At 59.7% G+C, this 22,810-nt stretch carries 11 protein-coding genes and 1 pseudogene; 5 read left to right on the top strand and 7 right to left on the bottom strand.

All coding sequences use genetic code 11. The features are described 5' to 3' along the window. Positions 1–88: 88 nt before the first annotated feature. The 5 genes from ACTHL0_RS24820 to ACTHL0_RS24800 form a co-directional block, all read right to left on the bottom strand. A complete protein-coding gene (locus ACTHL0_RS24820) occupies positions 89–4,147 on the bottom strand; it encodes a hypothetical protein (RefSeq protein ID WP_440569718.1) in 4,059 nt (1,352 codons plus the stop codon). A gap of 22 nt (positions 4,148–4,169) precedes the next feature. Continuing rightward, positions 4,170–6,407, bottom strand: a complete 2,238-nt coding sequence (locus tag ACTHL0_RS24815; protein ID WP_440569717.1) for a hypothetical protein — start codon at positions 6,405–6,407, stop codon at positions 4,170–4,172. A 67-nt stretch (positions 6,408–6,474) separates the two neighbouring features. Beyond that, complete coding sequence (locus ACTHL0_RS24810) at positions 6,475–10,938, bottom strand: DUF6603 domain-containing protein (protein WP_440569716.1); 4,464 nt, start codon at positions 10,936–10,938, stop codon at positions 6,475–6,477. 157 nt (positions 10,939–11,095) lie between these two features. Beyond that, positions 11,096–12,445, bottom strand: a complete 1,350-nt coding sequence (locus tag ACTHL0_RS24805; protein WP_440569714.1) for a hypothetical protein — start codon at positions 12,443–12,445, stop codon at positions 11,096–11,098. Between the two features lie 192 nt (positions 12,446–12,637). Next, a complete protein-coding gene (locus tag ACTHL0_RS24800) occupies positions 12,638–13,186 on the bottom strand; it encodes a GNAT family N-acetyltransferase (protein ID WP_440569713.1) in 549 nt (182 codons plus the stop codon). A 219-nt stretch (positions 13,187–13,405) separates the two neighbouring features. Here ACTHL0_RS24800 and ACTHL0_RS24795 point away from each other — a divergent pair, with 219 nt between their 5' ends. The 4 genes from ACTHL0_RS24795 (at position 13,406) to ACTHL0_RS24780 (ending at position 20,355) form a co-directional block, all read left to right on the top strand. Beyond that, positions 13,406–14,638 (top strand): MFS transporter, encoded by a 1,233-nt coding sequence (locus ACTHL0_RS24795; protein ID WP_440569712.1) that lies wholly within the window; start codon positions 13,406–13,408, stop codon positions 14,636–14,638. 301 nt (positions 14,639–14,939) lie between these two features. Then, positions 14,940–15,860: a TetR/AcrR family transcriptional regulator gene (locus ACTHL0_RS24790; protein WP_440569711.1), complete on the top strand. Its 921-nt coding sequence runs from the start codon at positions 14,940–14,942 to the stop codon at positions 15,858–15,860. Positions 15,861–15,902: 42 nt separating this feature from the next. Continuing rightward, positions 15,903–18,467 (top strand): acyl-CoA dehydrogenase, encoded by a 2,565-nt coding sequence (locus tag ACTHL0_RS24785; protein ID WP_440569710.1) that lies wholly within the window; start codon positions 15,903–15,905, stop codon positions 18,465–18,467. Between the two features lie 97 nt (positions 18,468–18,564). Next, on the top strand, positions 18,565–20,355 hold the full coding sequence (locus tag ACTHL0_RS24780; protein ID WP_440569709.1) for an AMP-binding protein: 1,791 nt from the start codon (positions 18,565–18,567) through the stop codon (positions 20,353–20,355). On the opposite strand, the gene ACTHL0_RS24775 is transcribed toward ACTHL0_RS24780, so the two are convergent. Continuing rightward, positions 20,348–20,767: a hypothetical protein gene (locus ACTHL0_RS24775; RefSeq protein WP_440569708.1), complete on the bottom strand. Its 420-nt coding sequence runs from the start codon at positions 20,765–20,767 to the stop codon at positions 20,348–20,350. The genes ACTHL0_RS24780 and ACTHL0_RS24775 overlap by 8 nt on opposite strands. A 26-nt stretch (positions 20,768–20,793) precedes the next feature. Next, the gene (locus ACTHL0_RS24770; protein ID WP_440569707.1) at positions 20,794–22,374 is read right to left on the bottom strand and encodes an FAD-binding oxidoreductase; all 1,581 of its coding nucleotides are present in this window, start codon (positions 22,372–22,374) and stop codon (positions 20,794–20,796) included. Positions 22,375–22,734: 360 nt separating this feature from the next. Between ACTHL0_RS24770 and ACTHL0_RS24765 the strand changes: the two are divergent. Further along, positions 22,735–22,810 (top strand): annotated as a pseudogene (locus ACTHL0_RS24765) (RNA chaperone Hfq); the annotation flags it as partial.

Below are 22,810 nucleotides of genomic sequence, written 5' to 3'. Positions count from 1 at the left end.
CACCCCTCGATTGAATGAACATTCGGTTTGCCTCAGCCGGAGCGGTGCAGCCGCGCCGACGCGTTGCGATTCCAAACGAATTGCACGATCAAGTTTGCGACGGCGCAGCAACCGCCAGTTTGTCGACATAAGAAACGAAATCCACGCCAGGAATGCCGTAGCAGTCAAAGTAAGCACGAAACAACTGCTTGTCTGTCGTGATCGTCAAGTTATCGACAGAGATAGGCACCGACTCGACGCCGCCGCCCAACGTCAAAGGTTCCGTCCTCACCGCCGCGATATAGCCGCCGTATCGCTCGCTTTGGTACGGCGTGAATGACCAACCGTCGCCCCTAAGTTGAATCCTCGGTACATCCGCGTCCCGTACGGCTTGGCCGAAGTGCAGGTAAAAGATCGATCCCACCGCCTGTGTACCGACCTCGACGGCTCGACCGGGAACGAGCGTAATCGCCTGCCGCAATTCGTTGACGAACGTAATCGACATGCCGTTGTTGACGCCTTGCATGACGAGCGCCTTCTTGTCCGTATTGACGAGGGAGAACCGCAAGAGGTCGGGTGCCAGCCGCAACCAGCCCTCCAGCAGCGTCTGCGGCGAGTAAGTCCATAGCGCTTCGGGCGGATGAGCGCTGATTTCGCTCTTCGTGTCCCAATACGACCGCGGCTGCGCTTTGCGCTCTTGCACCCAGCTCCAGCCGTAGCCGGCCTCTGCAATCAACGGGATCGTCAATGCGCTGGAGCCACCCAGGATCGGGGCCGTCTCGAACGTCACCTCCATTTTTCTGATCGAGTCCGAAAACATGTTCGGCGGGATGACGACGCGTTTGGTGGGCAAGATGCCCGTGGTCGCGGCGACGGTCGCATGCGGGTCCAGGAGCATCAACACCTTTTGGAACGCGGCGTCCTCCAACGTGACCGCACCGAACTCCGGCCGCGGCTTGACTGTGATCGTCGATTGGCTGGGCAATTGAACGCCGCTCTCCCACGCCGAATCGGCCCCCATTGTGTAGAAATTGCCGTAGCGGTAATCGCCTCCTTCAAACTTGAAGAAGCCGAACAGTCCATCCTCGAGGTCCTCGAAGTTGCCGAGTACGACCGGAAAGTCGATTTGCGTCAACCCATTATCGGTTTCGCACAGCGTGTTCGAGGGCGGCAGATCCAGGACACCCATCGATTGGTTACAGTGCGCGGTGCCCATCAACTCGAGCGCGAGGGCCGCTTGAACGATCGCCAACGGCCTCCCGATGATCAAAGGGACGGGGCTGTCGCTCATCACGGACTGCGGCTGCACATACGCGCTGACGTTGTCGATCGACTGGATGAAATCCTTGAAGAATTGCGGCGATCCATTACGCAAGGCCATGATCAAATCGCGCAGTTGCGGTTGCTGGTCTTGCATGGTCGCCTCGGCGTCGAGGTCGATCGTCTCGTCGTTGCCCGGTGCCGACTGCCACATGAGTTCCGTACCGGCATCGTTGAGAAACAGTGAACCGACACTCCCGCCGTGCGCGTTGTAAACGAACAAGCTGCGCGCGAGCAGGTTCGGCATGAGCCAGCCGCAAATCGGCGACGTAGCCGGGTGCGCGTTCATTTCTTGAACGCCCGAGCTGTCCGCCGCGATGAACCGGAACAGCAGTCGCGCTTCCTCCGACATGCGCGGCGGAAGGAAGGCGATGTTTGGAACAGCGCGTTCGTGGTACGTTGCCGTAAGGGATTCCGCAATACTCATCGTGATGGGCTCGACGCGGCGCTTTTGACCGAATACGTCGATCAGCGTCACCCCTACCTTGAGGTAGCCCGCACGTACCGGATTGAAAAAGCTGTTGAAGTTCGGTCCTGTGTGCGAGTGCACGCCCACCGCCGCAGCCACCGCTTGCGTAAAAAATTCGTATGCGGCGCCGCTCGGCACCGCGATATCGAGCTGCAATTGCTGATCGTGCATCACAAGCGCTTCGTTGAATCCGCTCAGCGCTTGCACCACCATGTTTTTTTGTCGGATGAGCCTTAGGCATTCCTGAAGAAAGGGGTCGTTGCTCTCGGCGAGATCCTTGGTGAAATTATCGATTGCGCTCGTCGAAAGGTAAGCCACTCCCGTGTAGCTTTGGCAGAACGCGCTGTTTGCCGGATCACCGGGCGGCACATACCCGATCGCCGCGCCTTCGTTCTGCCCGATCGTAAACTGGCTGTTGAAGAAATTCGCCGAATAGTTGTCGTGCACCGCGTCCGTTAGCGGAAACACCGGGGCAAACTCCACCTCCCAATATGCAAGCAGCGGCACCCAAGGGTTACTCGTCCAGTCGTTCAAAGAGCAAAATGCAGGGGCCCGGCCTTTCACGGCAATGCTTTTGGAACGACCGAGCAGCCCTTGCAACAAGTCCTGGAACGACACCTTCCCGCCGCCCAGGCTACTCAGCAAATCGACGTTGAGGATCAACGATTCGATCAGCAGCGAATTGAACGTATCCGACACGGGCAGGTTGTTCGACTCCGGCAACGCACAATTCGCGAAATTTGCCGCGCCCACCGGCAAGCCGTTCACCGTCGCGCGCGTCACCAGCTGGTCATTGAGCCTACACCGCAGATAGCCCCCGGGCGCCGCCGGTTGCTCGCCGTTGTCGTATCGGTTGATCGACGGCAACGCGTCGGCGTCGCCACTGAGCAAACAGGACAGATCCGTGGGCTGCCAAAACCGCGGAGCGGGGAGTTGCTGCAGTTGCTGGTTGTCGAGCAATTGCTCAATGAGCGCGCCGCGCTCGATCTGGACGGCGCGAGCCGCGAGCTCGATCGTTCTATGCAATCGCGGCAGTTCTTTCAGCTTGTTATTGGCCACGTCGTAGCTGCCTTGCTGCAGCGTTACGTCATCCACCATGAAGATCCGATACCAGTCCGAGAACAATTGCCACTGGTACTTCGCCATGCTCTCGATCAGCAAGGCGAGGCGCCGCTCGCTCATGTTGAGCGCGTTCAACGCATCGCCTATCGCCGGCGGCAGATCCTCGGCTTCGACTTGAATCGAATCGGTACCGACTTGCTCCGTGATCGAATAGAGGTACTCGGCCTTATCCGACCTGAATCCCAATTCATGCAGTTCTTCCCGCAGCCGATTCAATTGATTCGACTGCGGCTCATTCAGCTTAGTTAGCAGGCCCTCGAAGTAGGCGTCCAGCAGTAGCTCGCAGTACTCAGGGGGCGACTCGATCTTCCCCAACAGGTAGCTGGACATTGCCTCCGGCGGATTGCAGCCCAGGCTCAGATCCATTTGCGCGACCGGCGTGGCCGCGGTGTAGTCAGGCAAGTACGTTCGATCGGGGTGCCAAGACACACCTTGGACGTTGCCGTGAAATAGCGAACAGTCGGGTTCCTTTCCTCCCGGCCTGCTATCGGGCAAGTCAAACGTCCAACCGAGCGTTTCCTGGATATCCGCGAGCGCCAGCTTGCCGCCGCCGAGCGGGTCCAATGCCATGTCGCTATACCACCCAGTCACCGTGTACATCAAGTCGATCGATTGCCCTCTCGGCACTTCGAGATCGGCGAGCGTGTCGGTGAATCCGAATACACCGCGGCAGTTCGGATAGAACGTAGCGAAGGTTGGATGACCGTTCGCCACCGCGGTCAAATTCGAACCCGTCATCGCCGCAAATGTCTGCCCGCTCGGGATGACGGGCTCTTGCCATTGCCCATCGAATGGCTGGTGTTCGCCGCAATATTGAAAATTCTGTCCGGATTCGCTTGGCACCGTCGGCAAGGTGATCGACATCTGCCCAGTCGGCATGTCGTCGTTCAGAAGATCGCTGAGCACGACCCACGATGTCCGGGTTGCGCTGCGGCCGCTGACGACAATACGATTCACGAGCCAGCGATTCGGCGCGGCAGGAAATTGAAGCTCGCTATCGCGCGCCAATCCATTGCAGAGCGCTTTGGGCAACGCCCAATGCAGATGGACGCCCGGCTCCAACGGCTGGGCCGCCCCCGCCATCAAACTACGATTGACGTTGGCGCCTAGGAACGCGTCGTTATCAACGCCCGCCTGCCGGTCAAACATCGCGCTTGCCCCCGATAGGAACGGCGATGCATCGCGCGCGTCTCGCTCGTTGACCGCGAGCGCCTGCACGTTCATGGGAACAACGAGTGGATTGGACGGAATGATCATTCGTTCACCGTATCTGAACTCATTACTTTTTGTTGAAATCCACTTTCAAGGCACCCATCGCCATTTCCAGGGCAAATTCCGCCGAGGTGAACTTCGGAATCGTTTGTTGGAAGTCGTTCTTCAACTTGTTCCAAATCGAAGTTGCTGCATCGGAAACGCGAATCGTTCTGCCGTCTCGCATCTGAACCTCGGCGAGCGGTAGACCGCCTTTCGGATCATTCAGGTATTGGATCCCAGGCTGTTCCCCGCTGATTTCGCGCAGCGATGCGGCGTATGGCGGCCCCCCCGATACGCCGATTTGCACGCCGCAGCGCAGTTGCTCGGGAGGTTCATGAAAAACGACTTGCTGTACGACACCGTCGAAGATGCAAATCATGCAGTCCGGCGAAAGCCGGTCCATGCGGATCTTATGGACTTCCGACGTTTCGTCGCCGACGGCGGCATAGCCGTTCATCGGAAGATTCGGCCAGCCGGATACGATCTTCGATCTGAGCAAGAGGCCGGAATAATTGCCAGCATCATTGGCCACATACCGCTGTCCTTTACGTCGACGCCGAAAATTAAACTTGCGCGGATCGGAGGCGTCCTTGAGCACCTGGAACAGCGAAGCATTGATCTCGGTTTGACGACGATCGTCCAGGCCGATGCTCACCACGCCATCGATCAAGTAATCGATCCACTCCGGGTCGAGATGAAAGAACCGCATCGATTCGAGCGGCAACATGTCCTCGTGCGGCACCAGATACTGGAACGGAACACCGTGCAAAAGCCGCAGCTTCGCCAGCCATTCGTCGATACTCCGCGGCTGAGCTGGGATGCGACGGCGCGCCTGCCGCCTACGGTTCAACTCGACGAACGCGTTGCCCTGCCCCGTTCGTTCGTCGAAGCCCAACGCTTGCTGCAACGATTGGATTTCTGCTTGATATCCGTTGGCGACGTTGACCGAGCGCTTCCAGTTGAACAGTGCGGTCGAAAACGTCTTGTTTTGTAACGCCATCAGGCGCCCGAGCTGCCACGCGGCACTGTAGGAGGCATCGAACATTCCCGCGTAGGGATCGTAGCGATTGCATGCGTCCGGCGACAACGCGTGGGAAAACGACGATTGCGTCTTCAAATACGGACTCAGCGGGCCCCGATACCAAGAGACCGTGGTATCGCCGTGCCGCAATTCGGCGTTCATGGGGACGTAGCCCATCCCCACTGCATTGGCGCCCAACACCTTGGCCGCATTGGAATCGAGCTTGCCATTGCCCAGTGCGGACAGCGCGGCTTGCACCTGATCCGGGGTGGGCGGAGTCAGCGTGGCAGGAACGGGCAATTGCAACGTGGTGAACTGCTGGCCGTTGATCGCTGGGCCGTTCAGCCCTTCCAGCAGTTGCCGCAGGTCTTCTCCCAGCGTATTCGCCGTGAATTGCCACGACCGATAACACAGCAATCGAACCTTCTCGATGCCATTCGGAAAATTCGCAGGCGTGCCTTCGTCGTCCGGCAGATAGATGCCCATATCCTCGAGCGACACGAGGCAGGCGTACGAAGGCTGGCCATCGGCCGCCGCGATGCGATTGGCGAGCACGATTGAAAATCGCGTGCTCTCGTCGCCGTTTTGGACCGCATCGGTGGTGTCGAGCTCGCGAATATGGGCGAGATAGCCCATGTCGTTTATGCTCGGCGCGATCAGATTGAACGTGGCCAGATCGATGTCGATCGTGATACACGCCTCGTCCGGCCGTTCCCCGTAGGCAAGCGGATTGATGGTCGGATAGGACAGCGTATTCGAGGGAAGCGTTCCGATGTCCGTTAGTCCATCGTTGCCCTGGACCGTAATACGCTGCCCGTCCGGCACAAGATCCCGCGCTGTGCGCTGTTCCAGCGTCGGCTTTTGATCCGCATTGAACAGGAATACGGCCAACCAGGGCACCTCGGGCCGATCCGTGGTGAGATAGCGTTCCCAAGGCAGCGTGCCGCGCGTAAAAACGACGTTCGCCAACACCCCGTCGAATTCCCCGTTCGCCAAATGCGGCGGATAGACCGATGCGAGTTCGCCGGATTTGAATGTGAAGCGCTCCCCGCGAATCGCGAAGTTGCGCGAAGTTTCGAACGTGTTCGGCGCTACGGTATTGGTGGTTTGAGTCACCGTCAGCGTGTACTCGTCATCCTTCAACGGAGGGTCGTCGAATTGAATGAACCTGACGAATTTTGCCGCGGCCGCGTCCGACAACGTTGCCGCGACCCTGCTGGGGATAAGTTTGGTGGCTGTCACGTCTCACTCTCCCGGCAATCGCCGGCAATGCGAAAAGAAACCGCTATCGCGCAATCGTTCGGGGATTTCACGCAACCTCCTCTCCGAGCAGCCTGAGCAACGGGTCGGACAGCAATCCTGCGTGGGTCTTGTCGGTCATCCCGGCCACATCGACCGACTTCATCAGGCCGGAGACGTATTGATCGAGCACGGGAAGCAGTTGGGCACGATTGGCTTGTGCGCGCGAGCTCATGATCGAGCCTTCGAGCGTCTCGCTGCCGAAGTCATGCTTTGCCGGCACATACGGCGTCAACCATGTGAAGTGTTGGATGTTGACGTCGACCGTGTATTGCAGATTCGCCAGATCGATCAACTGCGTGTGATCCGGCACCAAGGCGGTGGCGAAGATGCGGTACCCCACCAGGACGTCGCCGATCGTCGTGTCGCCCAGCGGATCGGCGATCCGAGGCCGCCCATGACCATCAAAGTCGACCTTGTGCCATAGAGAGTTGGGTGCCGTAGACAAGATTCGCACGGCTTTCATCGGAATCAAGTCATCGCTTTCCTCCGGCGCACTGCGCGAGCGTGTGGCGCTCGGTGTACGTTTGATCGAGATCGTCAACGAAGGCGTAAATGCATCGTCGCTCAATCCGACCGGGCCTACGCCGAAAGCATCGTTCGGCGTAGACACCGGCTGCAAGCTTTGGTCCGCCAACTCGACGAGGCCGACGAAGTGAACCTGCTCCGCTTCCTTCTTTAGAGGAATCGTCGTAACGATCGTCAGTTCGATCGTTTCGGGATTGACGATGAAATCGAGCTTGCTTGCGTCCGTGCTTAACGTCTTCACGAGCCCGGCGGTGACACTGACGCGAATGCCGCTGCCGTCGTTCGCGGCATCTCGCGTATCCGGATGCGATACGCGCGTGCCATCGATACCCGGTAGCAACGACTGGGACTTACGCTGCCCGATGCCCGGCAGCATTTGATTCACGAACGTGGGCCAAGGCACGGTCGTATCGTTTTGTTTGCCGGACGAGCCGAAAGCGATTGTGATCGTGATCGGGCCGAGATCGATCGTCGCCGTGCCCGTAAACTCGGGGCCCCAGATCGCAAGCGAGGCCCCGACGTGGACGCTGACCGTGATGTGCACGAACAGCAGCTTGATCGTGAAGGACGCCCCGAGATCGATGCGCGCATCGATGTAATAGTGGAATGGGCGGTACACCATCAAGAAGTCGGCCCACAAATTGAACCAAGCCTTGACACCCCCACTATGCCAACTGGCAACGAGGCCACCGCCCACCATCACCGCCGCCGACGTCACGGCGAAATATTCATAGCCCTTTACCACGAGGGCGCCCGAGACGTTCCAATTGATGCCGAGTGCCGATACGTTGGGGTAGTGATCCGGTACAACGAAGTGCGGGTTGTATCCGCCCATTGTCATCACGAAATCGCCTGCATGGGCTCCATCGAACCAGAGGTAATAGGCAAAGCCGCCCGTCAAGTGGCACTGGGGCTCGAGCACATACGATCGGGGCGTAAGCTTTCCGGCGATGCCGACGACGCCTTCCGACGGCCTGAACGAAGCCAGGAGATCGAACTCGGCATAGATGACGGGGAAGTCCGAGGGGAGTGCGATCGTCGTCACGCCGAGGATGTCTACTTCGATTTCGCGGCCGAACTTGAGGATCGCCAGCGCGAGCGAATTGACGATGTCGAACGACGTAAACTTCACGCCGGCCGTCAACCAGAATTCGCCGGGCTGCGACGCGATCACTCCGTTGCTGATCAATCCTTCCAGCGCGTCGTTGACTTGCAGCCCGATGTTGGCGCCGGGGTCGTAAGGCGGTGCGGCCGTCGGGTCTTTCGCCCACAGCACGAGTGGGAAGGTTTCGATACCGTTGATATCGGGCACGAGCAGCGTCCGATTGAAGCCGAGACCGCCGCCTAAGCCGGTCACGAAGAAGCAAGGCAATGCCCCTAGCGGCGCATCGACGACGACGTAAGCGAACAGCGACGGCGTGCCGTCGGTCGATGCATATCCAGCCAGCCCTGAAACGCCGAATCCTTCGGCATCCACGAGCAGCTCACCGACGAAATTGACCGACGGGTCGAACGTGCCCAACAGCCCCCCACTCACGGTCACCCCTTCGCCCGAGTAGGTGACGTCCATCCCGCGAATCGAAAAACTCGGTTTGAAGCTCGACAGCGGAGACTCGATGCCGAAACCCAACAAGCCGACCGTCAGGCCCATTGTCGTCAGGCTCATATTGACGAGCACTTGCAGCTTTTGCGCTGCCCCGTCGTATCGCACGCCGATCTTCTGGATGAACACGGGACCGAACGTCATTTGAAGATCGATCCAAAAGGTGCCATCAGACGACGCGGCGACATTGACGGACGGGTTCGCGAGCCGCATCCAACCATTCGTCGTCGATCCGATCGGCGCCAGGCTCCGCACGCGCCACCCTCCGCCATCCTGCGGGCCTAGCGGCAACGCCAACGGGACGTCCTGCCCACCGATGGAGATGCTCAACCCGATGTCGAGCCCGGCTTTCATGCCCGCTCCATCGGTATCGGGAATTTTCGGGTAACCGCTGGCGACCAGACTATTGGCCCGAGTGGCCAAACCGTCATCGAAATCCCCCACCGCGATCGACACTTGGAGATTCCCGATTTGCACCGTATCGGCACTGGGCAGTAAATCGCCGATCAAGGGTAAGTTGCTGATCGGGACGATGCTATCGATGCCCAATCCAAAGAAGAAGCGCCATTCCCCCCCGCTGTTCTTGAGCGCGATCAGATCGGCCTTGCCGTAGTTGGCCGACGTAAAACCGATGAACAGTTCCTTTGCGGTGTAGTCGTAGGTAAACGTGGCGGATGTCAGCGCCAAATCGAGGCCGGACGGAATTTTCGGAAGGTCGTCGGCAAAGCCGAACGCCTCCGCGAGATCGCTGAAATTCAGATAATCGTCGGGGCCATCGGCTTCCCAACTCGCCGACAGCACGATTTCGGACATGACTGCCCGGGTGCCGCTCTTTCCGAAGTTGAGCGTTACGCCGAAAGTCTGGCCGCCGATCGCGAAGCACCCCTCCAGGCCGACCGAATACTGGCCCGCCTCATAAGTGGCGACGGCATAAAGCACCGCGACCAGTTCGGTATCCATGATGGGCAGGCCCAGTTCGCTGGTCCCGCAAACCATCAGCGAATAGTCTGAGCCCTTGTTCTGCGCAACAACCCGGAAATCGTAAAACGTCAGGGCGGCGAGTTCGGGCGGCAAGGAGACACCAACGCCCACCACTTTATCGACGAAATCGCCGAGCTTGATCAACCCCTCGTATCTCCCGCTGGCTGTTTCGACTTGCCAGCCGCCGACCGATTGGTTCGTCACGGAGACGTAGACGTCGAAGTTGCCGTCGAACAGGTTCGGCAATACTTTTGCGGAAGCTTTGAACGAAACGGCAACGGCAATCGAACTCAAGTTCCAAACGTCCAATTGCAGCGCAACGCTATCCAGCACGAATACTTGCGGGACAACCTCCCACCGATACCCTGCATTGCTGCCGATCAACAAACTCGTCAGCGCTATGGACTTGTCGGGCGCCTCATTGATCCGGAAGGATTGGAGGGTCGCCGAATTGAATGCCGTCTTCAACAGGTCCGGGATGTACTGCGAAAAATTGTCACCGCCGGGCAGTTGCATGATCTGTGTCATTCCGACCGTTTTGCCCGCCATCGGCTCGGCGTAGAAGCTCAGCACGTCACTGTACGATTGGATCTCTGCTCCGAACTGCAGCGACAAGACGTCGACGTCGCCGGCCAGCCGTAAGCTCAATTCCTGCATTCCAAACGTTTGATCGGCATCCGAGATCTCGATGATGACGGCAAGATCGTCGATGGCGAGACTCGGTGGCACCGTAAAGGCAGCCCCCGGCAGCGGGGACGAGAGCAACATCATCGGATACGAAAGACTCGGATCGATCACGACCGGCCCGGAGAAGCAATACGCTTGCGTCGCGCTCAACACCTCTTGCAGCAGAGTCGCGGCGCCGTTGAAGATATCCAGTGTCAGCCAACTGGCGAGGTTCAACCCTTTCGATAGCTGGATCTTGCGATCCGGCTTGTCGGTCCACGGCGCCAAGGAGTCGCCATCGCGAGAATCGTAGATCGCGCGGCTTGCATTCGCGACGATCTCGTCGAACGGATAAATGGTTAGCTTGGGGAAACTATCGCCGAACTGCCACACCGATCCGGCCAAGTCCAAAATCACTGAAACGATGAATTGGACATTTTGATTCTCGTCTATTGTCAAGCTCACCTGACCCACTGAGAGGCCCGTGCGGGAAAGCACATCGACTTTTCCCGCTATGACATTCACTTCATTGCCAGAGCGCGTTACCTCGTCGGGCGTGACACCATGAACCTCCAGGTACTCGTTCTTGCCCAACGCAAAGCCGTTGCGCAAGTCGGTGATCTGCGCATCCGTTAAAAAATCATTGTTGAATATGATCGTGCTGCTTTGAGCTTGATTCTTAATAATATCAAGCAACTTCAGTATATCCATTGCCCCCTCGCACGATCTTGCAGCGATGAATTTTGCCCTGATAAGGAACGACAGATGACACATTTCGATCAGCCGCCCCAATGGACGACGTGTCGACACGCCGGGAACGGATGCCGAGGGGCGCAACGCTAAGCGCTACGTTCTAGGGCGCCGGCACGTCTTCTACTTGTGGAGGCGCTGTTTTCATTGAGAAACACCCGGCAGGATCGCAACCATGGGTTATCCCCTGCATCATTACCTGCTCGATCGCCCTGGCATGCGTTTCATGTGCCGGTCGCAGTTGAGCGTCAGTTATCCTCCAATTCGCACCCGCAAGAAATTGGTCTAGCATCTCGTTTTTTGTAACGACCAGGACCATCTCTTTCTCGCCGGCCAGCAAAATCTCCTTCAAAACGTAGTCCAGCCTTTCATCGCGCGATGGTGCCTTTTTCGTCCACGGCTCATCCACGAACTGCGGAACACACTTTTTGACCGCATACTCAGTCGCAACACCGCCGTAATCCGCATCGACCCGCCGCAAGTAGTAGCAAAAACTCGAATCCTCGTTGGATGTCACGAAAATGGGGCTGTAAAACAGCTCCTTTTCAACCAATCGTGAAACATGCCAAAACATCACTTGCTGCATCAATTTGTCTTTATTATCCAGACTTTCGATTGTCCATTCATTAGTAGGCTCATTAAATTCTACTGAATGTATATTTGCGACCTCGGTAAATTTAGTATCTCCATTAGGCCCCATTCCCAAGCAGTTCGAGCTCATTATTTTATTTTCAACTTCTGCCAGAGTGCGAGGAAACGCATTAACATGAACGACATTATCATCGACCATCCACACCCAATCGTAGCCGAGCGTGGTTACCAGTTTCATCGCCGCGTAACGGCTGGCACCGAAACCGACGAGCTCCGATGCCTTTCGCTTGTCTCCAGAGTGGCCTCCATAACCAACCACGCGGACGTCATCGAACTCACGCAGTGCCGCTCGATATTTAATAAATTCCGTCCAGTGCACGACGACATAGACCAATCGGTGTCCCGATCGCTGCGGTGCATACCACGGTGAGGGGCCCATATTGAAGGTCGTCGGATCGATATATCCTTTCGGTAGATCTTCAAGTATCTTGGCGTTCCACAGCCATTTTTTCATATTCTCAGAACGATTCGCCGATATCACAACGAAAGGTGGCGTTTCCCGTCTGCCGTTTGCCTCATTCTGTAGCTGCTGCCAGTTCGTGCACAACATCTTTAGTCCGCCTGCCGCCCACATTCCTTTATTTTTAATCAGATCGATTCGATTCCGAATCAAACGGGTAACATCTTGGATTTTATTATCAAAAATACTGACACCGTGCAACGGCGTGTACTTCTTCGTTACATCACCGCCCATATATATCTCATTTATCTCAGCATTAATTTTAACTTGATTGAATACGCCCACATCTTTGTTATCACTCACATTTATTAACATAGCCATCACTTTTTCGCGATTTTTCACGACATGTCGAAATGCTAAAGCATGTCGAACGCAGGAGAAACCCCCAAGGTTTCACCTCGGCCGCCAAGTTTTCAAATATTGAATATCTTGTTTTATGAGTAGCGTCGATGTAAAAATGCCCCAATCAAGCCCTTTGACTGGACGCCGACACTCGACTTGGATGCAACGACTGAGATGCCCCCCGTCGCACACCTACCGATCACCCCGCTCCACCCGATACCGAGCGCACGACGCGCCCCCCTCGTCATCAACCATCCCCACCAATCTCATCCCAATCTTCTCGGCAACGCGGCGCGAAGCCGTATTCCGCGCGTCGATATCCGCAATCACCCTCGCCAGCCGCACCGTTTGAAACGCATGCTGAACAAGCGCCCTCGCCGCCTCACTAGCGAGCCCCCTGCCCCAAGCCGTCCTCACCAGCCGCCAGCCGATCTCGACATCCGGCCCCACCCCATGATCCGGAATCAACATGACCCACCCGACAAAAACATCGGGCGCCGACCGCTCCCAAATCGACCAATACCCGAGCCCCGGCGGATAAGCCCGGTTGATCCGAAATTCAACGAAGCGCCGATGCACGACCGGATCGCCCCACGGCCCCTTGATAAACCGCGTCACCTCCGGATCCCGATCCATGACGAGGCACGATTCAAGCTCAGCCAGCGTGCGCCCGCGTATGAAGAGCCGCGGCGTATCGAGCGCCGGCAATCCCGAACCTTCCCGTATTGAATCGAAACTCATGAACATCCTTTCAGATACCCAACACTCAGTTACTCACCGCACACCGTGCACGTCATACGTCTAGGGATTAGCCCCTATAACCCGGCTCTCCAACCCTGCGTCCGCTTAAAGAGCGCCTACACTTTGACTACCCCACGGGGTGTTGCGCGTTTGGCGCCATAAGCATGCAAGTGGAGCTACCAGCGCGCAAGACCTGGAGACACAAGGAGAAGACATCAAATGAAATGGACCAAGGAACAACGGAACGTGACGATCGCCGCCTACCTGGGCTGGACGCTCGACGCATTCGATTTCTTCCTGATGGTGTTCGTGCTCAAGGACATCGCGACGGAATTCCATACAAAAATCCCCGAAGTCGCCTTTGCCATCACACTGACCCTCGCGGCGCGTCCCGTCGGCGCACTCATTTTCGGCCGGCTCGCCGATAAATTCGGCCGCCGCCCGACCCTGATGATCAACGTCGGCATCTACTCGCTGCTTGAACTGCTCTCCGGTTTCTCGCCGAATCTGATCACCCTGCTCGTCCTGCGCACGCTGTTCGGCGTCGCCATGGGCGGCGAATGGGGCGTCGGCTCGGCCTTGACGATGGAAACCATTCCGGCCCGTTCGCGCGGCATCGTCTCAGGCCTCCTGCAAGCCGGCTACCCGAGCGGCTATCTGATCGCATCGATCGTATTCGGCTTGCTGTATCAGTATGTCGGCTGGCGCGGCATGTTCTTCGTCGGCGTGGTGCCGGCGCTGCTCGTGCTGTATATCCGCGGCAACGTGCAGGAATCGCCGGCCTGGAAGGCGATGGAGAACAAGCAGCATCACCGCGTGGGCCTGCTGACCACGATCGGAAAGAATTGGACGCTCGCGCTGTACTCGATCATCCTCATGACCGCGTTCAACTTCTTCTCGCATGGCACCCAGGATCTTTACCCCACGTTCCTGCGTGAACAACATCACTTCGATCCGCACACGGTGTCGATCATCACGATCGTGTTGAACATCGGCGCGATCGTCGGCGGGTTGTTCTTCGGTACCTTGTCGGAAAAAATCGGGCGCCGTCGCGCGATCTGCATCGCCGCATTGATCGCACTGCCCGTCCTGCCGTTGTGGGCCTTCTCCAGCGGTGCCGTATTGCTCGCCGTCGGCGCATTCCTCATGCAGATTTCCGTGCAAGGCGCGTGGGGCGTCATCCCAGTTCATTTGAACGAGATCTCGCCCGACGAAGTGCGCGCGACGTTCCCCGGCCTCGTCTATCAACTGGGCAATCTGATTGCGTCGGTGAATGCCACGATGCAAGCGTCGTTCGCCGTCAGCTCGGGCAATAACTATGCCTTGGCCCTGGCCGTCGTCGCTGGAATCGCCGCCGTGGTCATCGCGATCTTCATCCTGTTCGGCCCCGAGCGTCGCGGCATCGACATGACGCGCTCCGCGGAACAAGTCGCCTCGTCGTCCGCGGTTTAATCGTTCAACCTGCCGCCACCGAAGAAAGGCGCTCCCTGATCGAGCGCCTTTCTTCTCCGTCAATCCCGCGCTATGCTTGTTGTGCTGCAGCGCAGCGCAACACTGCTCCAAGACTTCCTCTAGAGGAGTCCGTCGATAAACAACGCTTGCCGTGATTTTCGAGCGTTTTTATCGTGCTAAAAATAATCAAATTTCAATCAGAGACTTCAATCGCTTGTTCGCAGCCGGGCAACCGGCGTGGCTGTGCAGTGAGACTTGAGCGAGCGCCGTGGCGCGCGCTCGGGATCAACAGGAGGCGCACATGGCAGTTCGAACACCGGGCCGGAGCACCGGCGATACGAAGGCACGCATTCTCGACGCGGCCGAAGATATCTTCATCGAATGCGGCTACGAGGCGATGTCGCTGCGCCAGATTACGTCGCGAGCCGATGTCAACCTCGCCGCCGTCAACTATCACTTCGGCAGTAAGGAAGCGCTCATTCACGCGATGCTCGCGCGGCGCCTCGATAAGCTCAACGTCGAGCGTTTGAAGCTGCTCGACCGCTTCAATGGCCAATTGGGCGATCGCTTGACCTGCGAGCATGTGCTGGGCGCCATGTTTATTCCGGCCCTGCGTCTGTCGCGCGACACACGCGCAGGCGGCCCCGCGTTCTTACGCTTGCTCGGACGAGCCTATACGGATCCGTCCGCCTTTATTCACGATTTTCTGAACGGGCATTATGCCGACGTGTCGGAACGCTTCTTCGATGCGTTTCAGCGCGCACTGCCGCACTTGCCACGCGAGGAGCTCGGCTGGCGCCTGCACTTCGCGATCGGCGCACTGTCGGGCGTGCTCGCGGGCACCGATACGGATAGCCTGATCGCCGAGTTCTCGAAGGGCCAAACGATCAGCGACTTGCATCTCATCGCACGGCTCGCTTCGTTGATGGTTGCCGCGCTCAAAGCCCCGCTGCCCGATTCGGCTCAGCTTTCCGCCTTCGCGGCCGTACTCGGCGATGCGGATGATGGTTCCGACAGCGCCGCCGGCATCACGGCGTGCGGGCCCCTCGACGCCCCGCCCTTGCACGCAGGAACCCATGTGGACAGCGACGGCGAAGACCCGGACCCGCGCAGCGTCGATCACTCTGTGGAGGCCGAAACCTCGCCGCTCGTGGCCGCTTCGGCGCTGCAAGCAGCCGCCTTGCCCGCAGCGCAGCAAGAAGGTTCGCGCCCGGCACGCTAACGAGGGCGGCGCGTCCGTGCGCGCCGCCGGGGGGAACGGCTCATGGCATGGCTCGTCGTGGCGCTCGCCGTCGCGGGCGCGATCCTGATCTTCAGCGAGGCGGCCGCGTTCTGGTGGCTCATCGCCTTGTGCGCATGGCTGGCTATCGTGACGCTGACTCACGCGGTAGGCATCGCCGGGAGCGTCGTACTGGGTATTGTCCTCGTCGTGCCAGCGTTTGTCCTCGCGCTCGTGCCATTGCGTCGCACGCTGATCAGCCGAAACATCCTTGCGCTTTTTCGCCGCGCGTTACCCGAGATGTCGCCAACCGAACGCGACGCCATCGAAGCGGGCACAGTCTGGTGGGACGCCGAGCTTTTTACGGGCCGGCCCGATTGGGATACGTTGCTTGCGTACGGCCCACCGGTGCTATCGGACGAAGAACGCGCCTTCGTCGACGACGAGTGTGCGAGGCTCGCCGATCTCTCCAACGACTGGGAGACGACCGCACGCTGGCAGGACCTCTCGCCGCAAGCCTGGGAGTATGTCAAAGCCCGAGGCTTTCTCGGCATGATCATCGACCAGCAGTACGGCGGCAAGGGTTTCAGCGCCTATGCGCATTCGCAAGTCGTCATGAAACTGGCGTCGCGCTGTTCGGCCGCCGCGGTATCGGTCATGGTGCCGAACTCGCTCGGCCCCGCCGAATTGCTGCTTCACTACGGGACCGATGCGCAGAAGGCACACTACCTGCCTCGCCTCGCGCGCGGCGAAGAAATCCCCTGTTTCGCCTTGACGAACCCCTACGCCGGTTCCGACGCCGCCGCCATTCCCGATGTCGGCATCGTCTGCAAGAGCATGCATGAGGGCCGCGAAACGCTGGGGTTCAAGGTCACCTGGGATAAGCGCTACATCACGTTGGGCCCGATCGCCACCGTGCTCGGCCTCGCGTTTCGCGTACGCGATCCCGATCATCTGCTCGGTAGCGCCGACGAGCCCGGCATCACCTGTGCCCTGATTCCTGCTTCTGTTCCGGGGGTGACGATCGGCCGCCGCCATTGGCCGCTCAACGCCGTCTTCCAAAACGGCCCGACTTCGGGCAACGATGTGTTCATCCCGATCGATTGGGTCATCGGCGGTCCCGCGCAAGTCGGCAACGGCTGGCGCATGCTGATGGAATGCCTCGCGGCGGGCCGCGCCATTTCGCTGCCTTCGGCCAGCGTCGGCACGGCGAAGCTCGCCGTGCGCGGAACGAGCGCCTATGCGGCGCTGCGCCGGCAGTTCAAAACACCGATCGGCAAATTCGAAGGGATTCATGAAGCGCTCGGACGCATGGGCGGCAACCTCTACGTCATGGATGCCATGCGACGGCTTTGCGCGCAGGCCGTCGATCTCGGCGAGAAGCCCGCCGTGCTCTCGGCGATCGCCAAATACCATGTGACAGAGCGCGCCCGCCGCGTCATCACCGATGCGATGGACATTGCCGGCGGTAAAGGCATTTGCATGGGGCCCTCGAACTTCCTCGCACGCGCGTATCAGCAGTTGCCGATCTCGATCACCGTCGAGGGTGCCAACATCCTCACGCGCTCGTTGATCATCTTCGGACAAGGATCCATCCGCTGCCATCCCTATCTGCTCAAGGAAATGACAGCCGCGCGCGATGACGATCAAGAACGCGCGTCGATCGCGTTCGATCACGCGTTCTTCCGCCACGCCGCGTTTCTTGCCTCGAATGCGCTGCGCAGCTTCGTCCACGGCGCGACATGCGGCGCCTTCCTGAAACAGCCAAGCGGTGCGAGCGCGGTGCTCGCGAGCTACTATCGCGCCGTGAGCCGCCTTTGCATCGCCTTCGCTTTCGTCGCCGATATATCGATGCTGTTGCTGGGCGGCGCGTTGAAACGGAGCGAGCGGCTGTCGGCGCGGTTGGGCGATGTGCTATCGCAACTCGTGCTGATGTCCGCCACACTGAAACGCTTCGAGGACGAAGGCGCGCACCCCGAAGATCTGCCGTTCGTCCGGTGGGGGCTCAAGGATGCGTTGTTGGCCGCCGATCAGGCATTCGAAGGACTGTTTGCGAACTATCCGAATCCATTCGCCGCCGCGATCATTCGCGCGCTGGCATTCCCGTGGGGTTTGCATCGGCGCCCGCCGTCCGACGGCCTCGTCAGCACCATCGCCCTCTTGATCCAAACACCCTGCGGCGCGCGCGATCGGCTATTGGCCGATTCATACGTACCGGCCGGGACCGATTCAGACGATCCGATCGCCTGCGGCGAGCGTTTACTGGAACTGTGTCAGCAAGTTGCTGAAATCGAATCAAAGCTGCATGAGGACGTGCGCGCGGGCCGTGCCCAGCCGATGCCGCAAAGTCTGACACAGTTGCCGCTATGGGCGCAGACGGCCGAAGCGCTCGGCTGGATCGATCGCACGGACCGCGACGTCTTGATTCGCTACGCACGGGATGGCGAAGCATTCGTGCGCGTGGACGATTTCCCCGCCGATCTTGACCGCTCCGAGGGCCGCACAGGCGGCAACCACGAGGCCGCGCCGGGAACGGTGCCAGGTGAAGGCGAAGGCGCAGCCGGGGCCGCGATGCCGGCCGGTCTCCCCAGCCACACCGATCCACATTGATCGATACTGATCGACACTGCTCGATACCGATTGCCGCCGCATGCGCAAGCGCGCCGCCCCGGTCGCCGCGGCGATGACAACCCAGGGAGAAAACAAAATGGATCAACGCATTGCTCCGCAGGAGGCATCGAGCGCCTTAGGCGCAACGGCCCTCGCGCAAGCCGATGCCCCGAACACTGACGGCGTCTGGTACGCCTCGTATCCGCCCGACGTACCGCGCGACATCGACGTGACACAGTATCAATCGGTTGTCCATTTCTTCGACGACTGCACCTCCCGCTTTCGCGGCCGGACAGCCTTCGTCAGCATCGGCTCGGAGATGTCGTACGACACCCTCGCCCGAAAAGCGAAAGCATTCGCAGCCTATTTGCAACGCATCGGCATTCAGCGCGGCGACCGGGTCGCGATCATGCTGCCCAATACGTTTCAGTACCCTGTTTCCTTGTTTGGTGCTTTAAAGGCGGGTGCCGTCGTCGTCAATGTGAATCCGCTCTATACGCCTCGCGAACTCGCACACCAACTGAAGGATAGTGGCGCGAAAGCGATCGTCGTCTTCGAAAACTTCGCAAAGACGCTCGAACAAGCGCTACCGGGCACGGCTGTCGAGCATATTGTCATCACGGCGCTCGGCGATCTGCTGGGCGGGCAGATCAATCCCAAGGGCCGGCTGCTGAATTTCGCTGTGAAGCACGTGCAAAAGAGGGTGCCGCGCTACCACCTGCCTCAAGCCGTGCGAATGCGCAGAGCACTCACGCTGGGCGCGCGCTCGCCGCTTGCACCGGTGATTCTCACGCACGACGAATTGGCGTTTCTGCAGTACACAGGTGGCACCACGGGCGTGGCCAAAGGCGCGATGCTCACGCACCGCAACATCGTCGCGAATCTGCTGCAAGCGAAAGCCTGGGCCGAAACGCAGTTGACCGCCGACATCGAAACGGTGCTAACCCCGCTGCCGCTTTATCACATCCTCTCGCTGACGGTGAACGGCTTGATTTTCCTCGGCCTGGGCGGGCGCAATATCCTGATCGCCAATCCACGCGACATGAAGCGCGTCATGCGAATTTTGCGCAATCAAACCTTCACGGGCATCCTTGCCATCAACACGCTCTACAAAGCCTTCCTCGACAACGAGGAATTCTGCAAACGCGACTTCTCGAACCTGAAGCTCGCGATGGCCGGCGGGATGGCGACGCAGCGGGCCGTGGCGGATCGGTTTAAGGCCGTCACGGGCAAGCCGATCGTCGAGGGATACGGCCTCACTGAATGCTCGCCGATCGTCGCGTTGAGTCCCGTCGATTTGAAGCACCTGCGCGAGTTCGACGGCTCGGTCGGGTTGCCCGCGCCATCGACGATCGTGCGCTTTCGTAAAGAAGACGGCACCTGGGCGAATATCGGCGAGGCCGGCGAGCTTTGCGTGAAAGGTCCGCAGGTCATGAAAGGCTATTGGATGCGGCCTGATGAGACGGCGAACGTTCTCGATGCCGAAGGTTGGCTTGCGACCGGCGACATCGGTGCCATGGATTCGAACGGCTTCATCAAGCTTATCGATCGCAAGAAGGACATGATTCTCGTCTCGGGCTTCAATGTCTACCCGAGCGAAATCGAGGATGTGATCGCAATGCATCCTGGCGTACGCGAAGTCGCGGCGATCGGCATTCCCGACGATACGCATGGCGAACGCGTGAAGGTATTCATCGTGCCGCGCGCACCGGGGCTCACGCGCGAGGAGATCCTGCAGCACTGCCGCCAACATCTGACGGGCTATAAGGTGCCCAAGCTGATCGAGTTCCGCGATGAGTTGCCGCAGACGAACGTCGGCAAGATTCTGCGCCGCGCCTTGCGTGACGAAGAGCTGGCCAAGATGGGGACGGTGCGTCAACCTACCTGATCTCGAATACAACCGCGCTCGCCAAGAGGGCGTGCCGACTCGCAAAGGCCTCTTCGGAGACCGCATCCCGATGCGGGTCGATCGGCATCGAGAAAAATGCCCGCCCTTCGGATACCGATAAATTTTGGAGAACGAAACAATCCGATGGTCGCAGCACGCCCCGGATTGTCCCCGCCCACTCGCGCAAGCGGCTGTGCCATAGTGCTCCGACGTCCGAACCGGTTTCCAGGCGATGCCTTCCTGCTGCCATATACATCGCCGCGTAGGCGCGGCTGGCGGGCAACGTCGAATCCGTCAGCACGAGCACCCGCTCGTGCGATGCTCGATCGGCAGCGAAACCCTCGCGCCAAGGGCATGCATAGGCGATCGCGGCGGCACCGAGGCTGGCATACGTGAATGTGCGTCGCTTCAACGTCGAACTCCTGAATGTCGCGCCGCTCAGATTTCGCCGCGTTTGCCGCGCCACACACGCGGCCAAATCCCGGACTTGCCCGGCGCCAGAATGCCGTCGGGATCGAGCGCGTCCTTGATCGTCTCCGACAGGCGCAGTAACGCCCCGTCGTTGAAATCGTACTGCGACGCGGCGAAATCCATCGTCGCGAGATGCGTGCGGTAGACACCGTAGCCCTCGGCACGCGCGTCGCTCATCAACTCGCGTTGCACAGCCGCTGCCGCGTCCGTTTCGTTCGGATCGCCTCGATCGAAAATCGTCGCGACGATGTGGTGCAAGTGGCGATCCCCGGCCGTGAACCCGCCGTGGTAGTCAAAGCCGTATTCGGCCAAGCGCGCCTTCGCGACCCAGTATTGGCGCAGCGCATCGCGCCCCGTGAACGGGCAGATCGGCGAAAAATCGACGTGCGCCCCCGCCCCGCCACGCCAGTCGAGCATGCGAAACGCACTCATGGCTGGCACGCCGGCCATATTCCCGTCGCCGCCGCCGGCCGGCACCATACCGGCCGTGTAGCGGCGCGCATCGAGCCTCGCCCCGGGAAGACGCGCAAACGCACGTCCGGCCGCCGCAAACTGCGCATCGACCACATCGGGCGCACCGTAGAGCGCGAAGTTGACGGTCCAGTACCCGATGTCGAGCCGCTTGACGATCTCGTCGACAACCGAGTCGGGCAGGGGCCCCGGGCCGTCGTACCAGTCCGTACGCACCGACACGCCCGCCGCATAGCGAATCGCACCCTCGATCACGGCATGGTTGCGAATCGTCCCGTCGAGCTTCAGCGGCCTCAGCGTTTCAACCGCCGCCTCCAGATCCGTTTCGCGCGGCACCTTCACGTGCGCGACCAGATAGGCATCGGGCCGCGGCATCAGCCATAGGCCAAGCTTCGTGACGATGCCGAAGTTCGATTGCATGAACATCGTGTCGTACGATGCTCCGAACCCCGCCTTATAGAGCTGCCATGCGCGACCGATCTCGATGGCCCCCATCCCCGTACGCACGAGTTCGCCGTTCGCGAGCATGATCTCCATGCCGCACTGGTTGGCCGCATGGTCGCCGTAGGCCGTGTAGCCGAAGCCGCGCTCCAACGTGTTGCCGACGACGCTGCCCCACCCCGCGGCGGCCGGGTCGATCCACAGCTTCGCGCCATGCCGCTGCAGATACAGATGCAGATCGAAATAAGTGACGCCCGGCTCGACGAGGGCATACGCCAGCGTCTCATCGACTTCCAGGATCCGATTCAGCCGCTTCAGGTCCAGCACGACCGAGCCTCGCAAACGCGGCGCGGCGCCGCCATATGCGAAATTTCTCCCGGTGGAGACAGGCCATAGCGGCACGCCATACGATCGCGCGACGCGCAGCACGTCACGAATTTCGTCGACGGCCCCGGGCAGAACGACTGCCGAAGCGGCGAACGGCCTCGACATCGGATGCGGCGTGAACGGATCGGCATAATCGCTCAGCCGGTCGGCCGACGTCAGGACGTTCGCTGGGCCCACGATCGACATCCATTCGCGTAGCGCCCGCAAAAAGCGCGGTTCGGACAGGTTCGGAGGGCGCACGTTCGTCATTCGGCTGTCGTCCGCGGGATGGGTCAAATGGCGCGGCGGCCCTCGCACCGGACGATGCCGCCTGAATATTGTTCATTCATGATAGGCATCCGTGCCGCGGCATCAAGAAAACGTGTGTGCGATATGCGGCTTTTCGCGGCCCCGAGCAGGCGCATCCGCCCCATCGGGACGCGCCGTGCGCCGAGACAGTGCGAAACATCGTCGAAAAACGACTTCGGCGCGCGCGGATATAGTCGATCTTCGCCAAATCGACACGCGCTTCTCGCGCCCGGGGTAAAATCCCGGCCAACTGTGAATCGTGCGCGTCTTGTCGCGCAGCCGCCAACCAACCGTGGAGCAGCCCTCGCTGCTGTACCAGCAATGCCGAATCCGTCCGAATCGCATCCGCAGAACGACTTCATGAACGCCGCGCGCAAGGAGCGCAAGCGCGTCGAAA

Source organism: Trinickia sp. (genome assembly GCF_051961175.1).
In the GTDB taxonomy this organism is placed as follows: Bacteria; Pseudomonadota; Gammaproteobacteria; order Burkholderiales; family Burkholderiaceae; genus Trinickia.
This window is presented reverse-complemented; position numbering and strand designations above follow the sequence as displayed.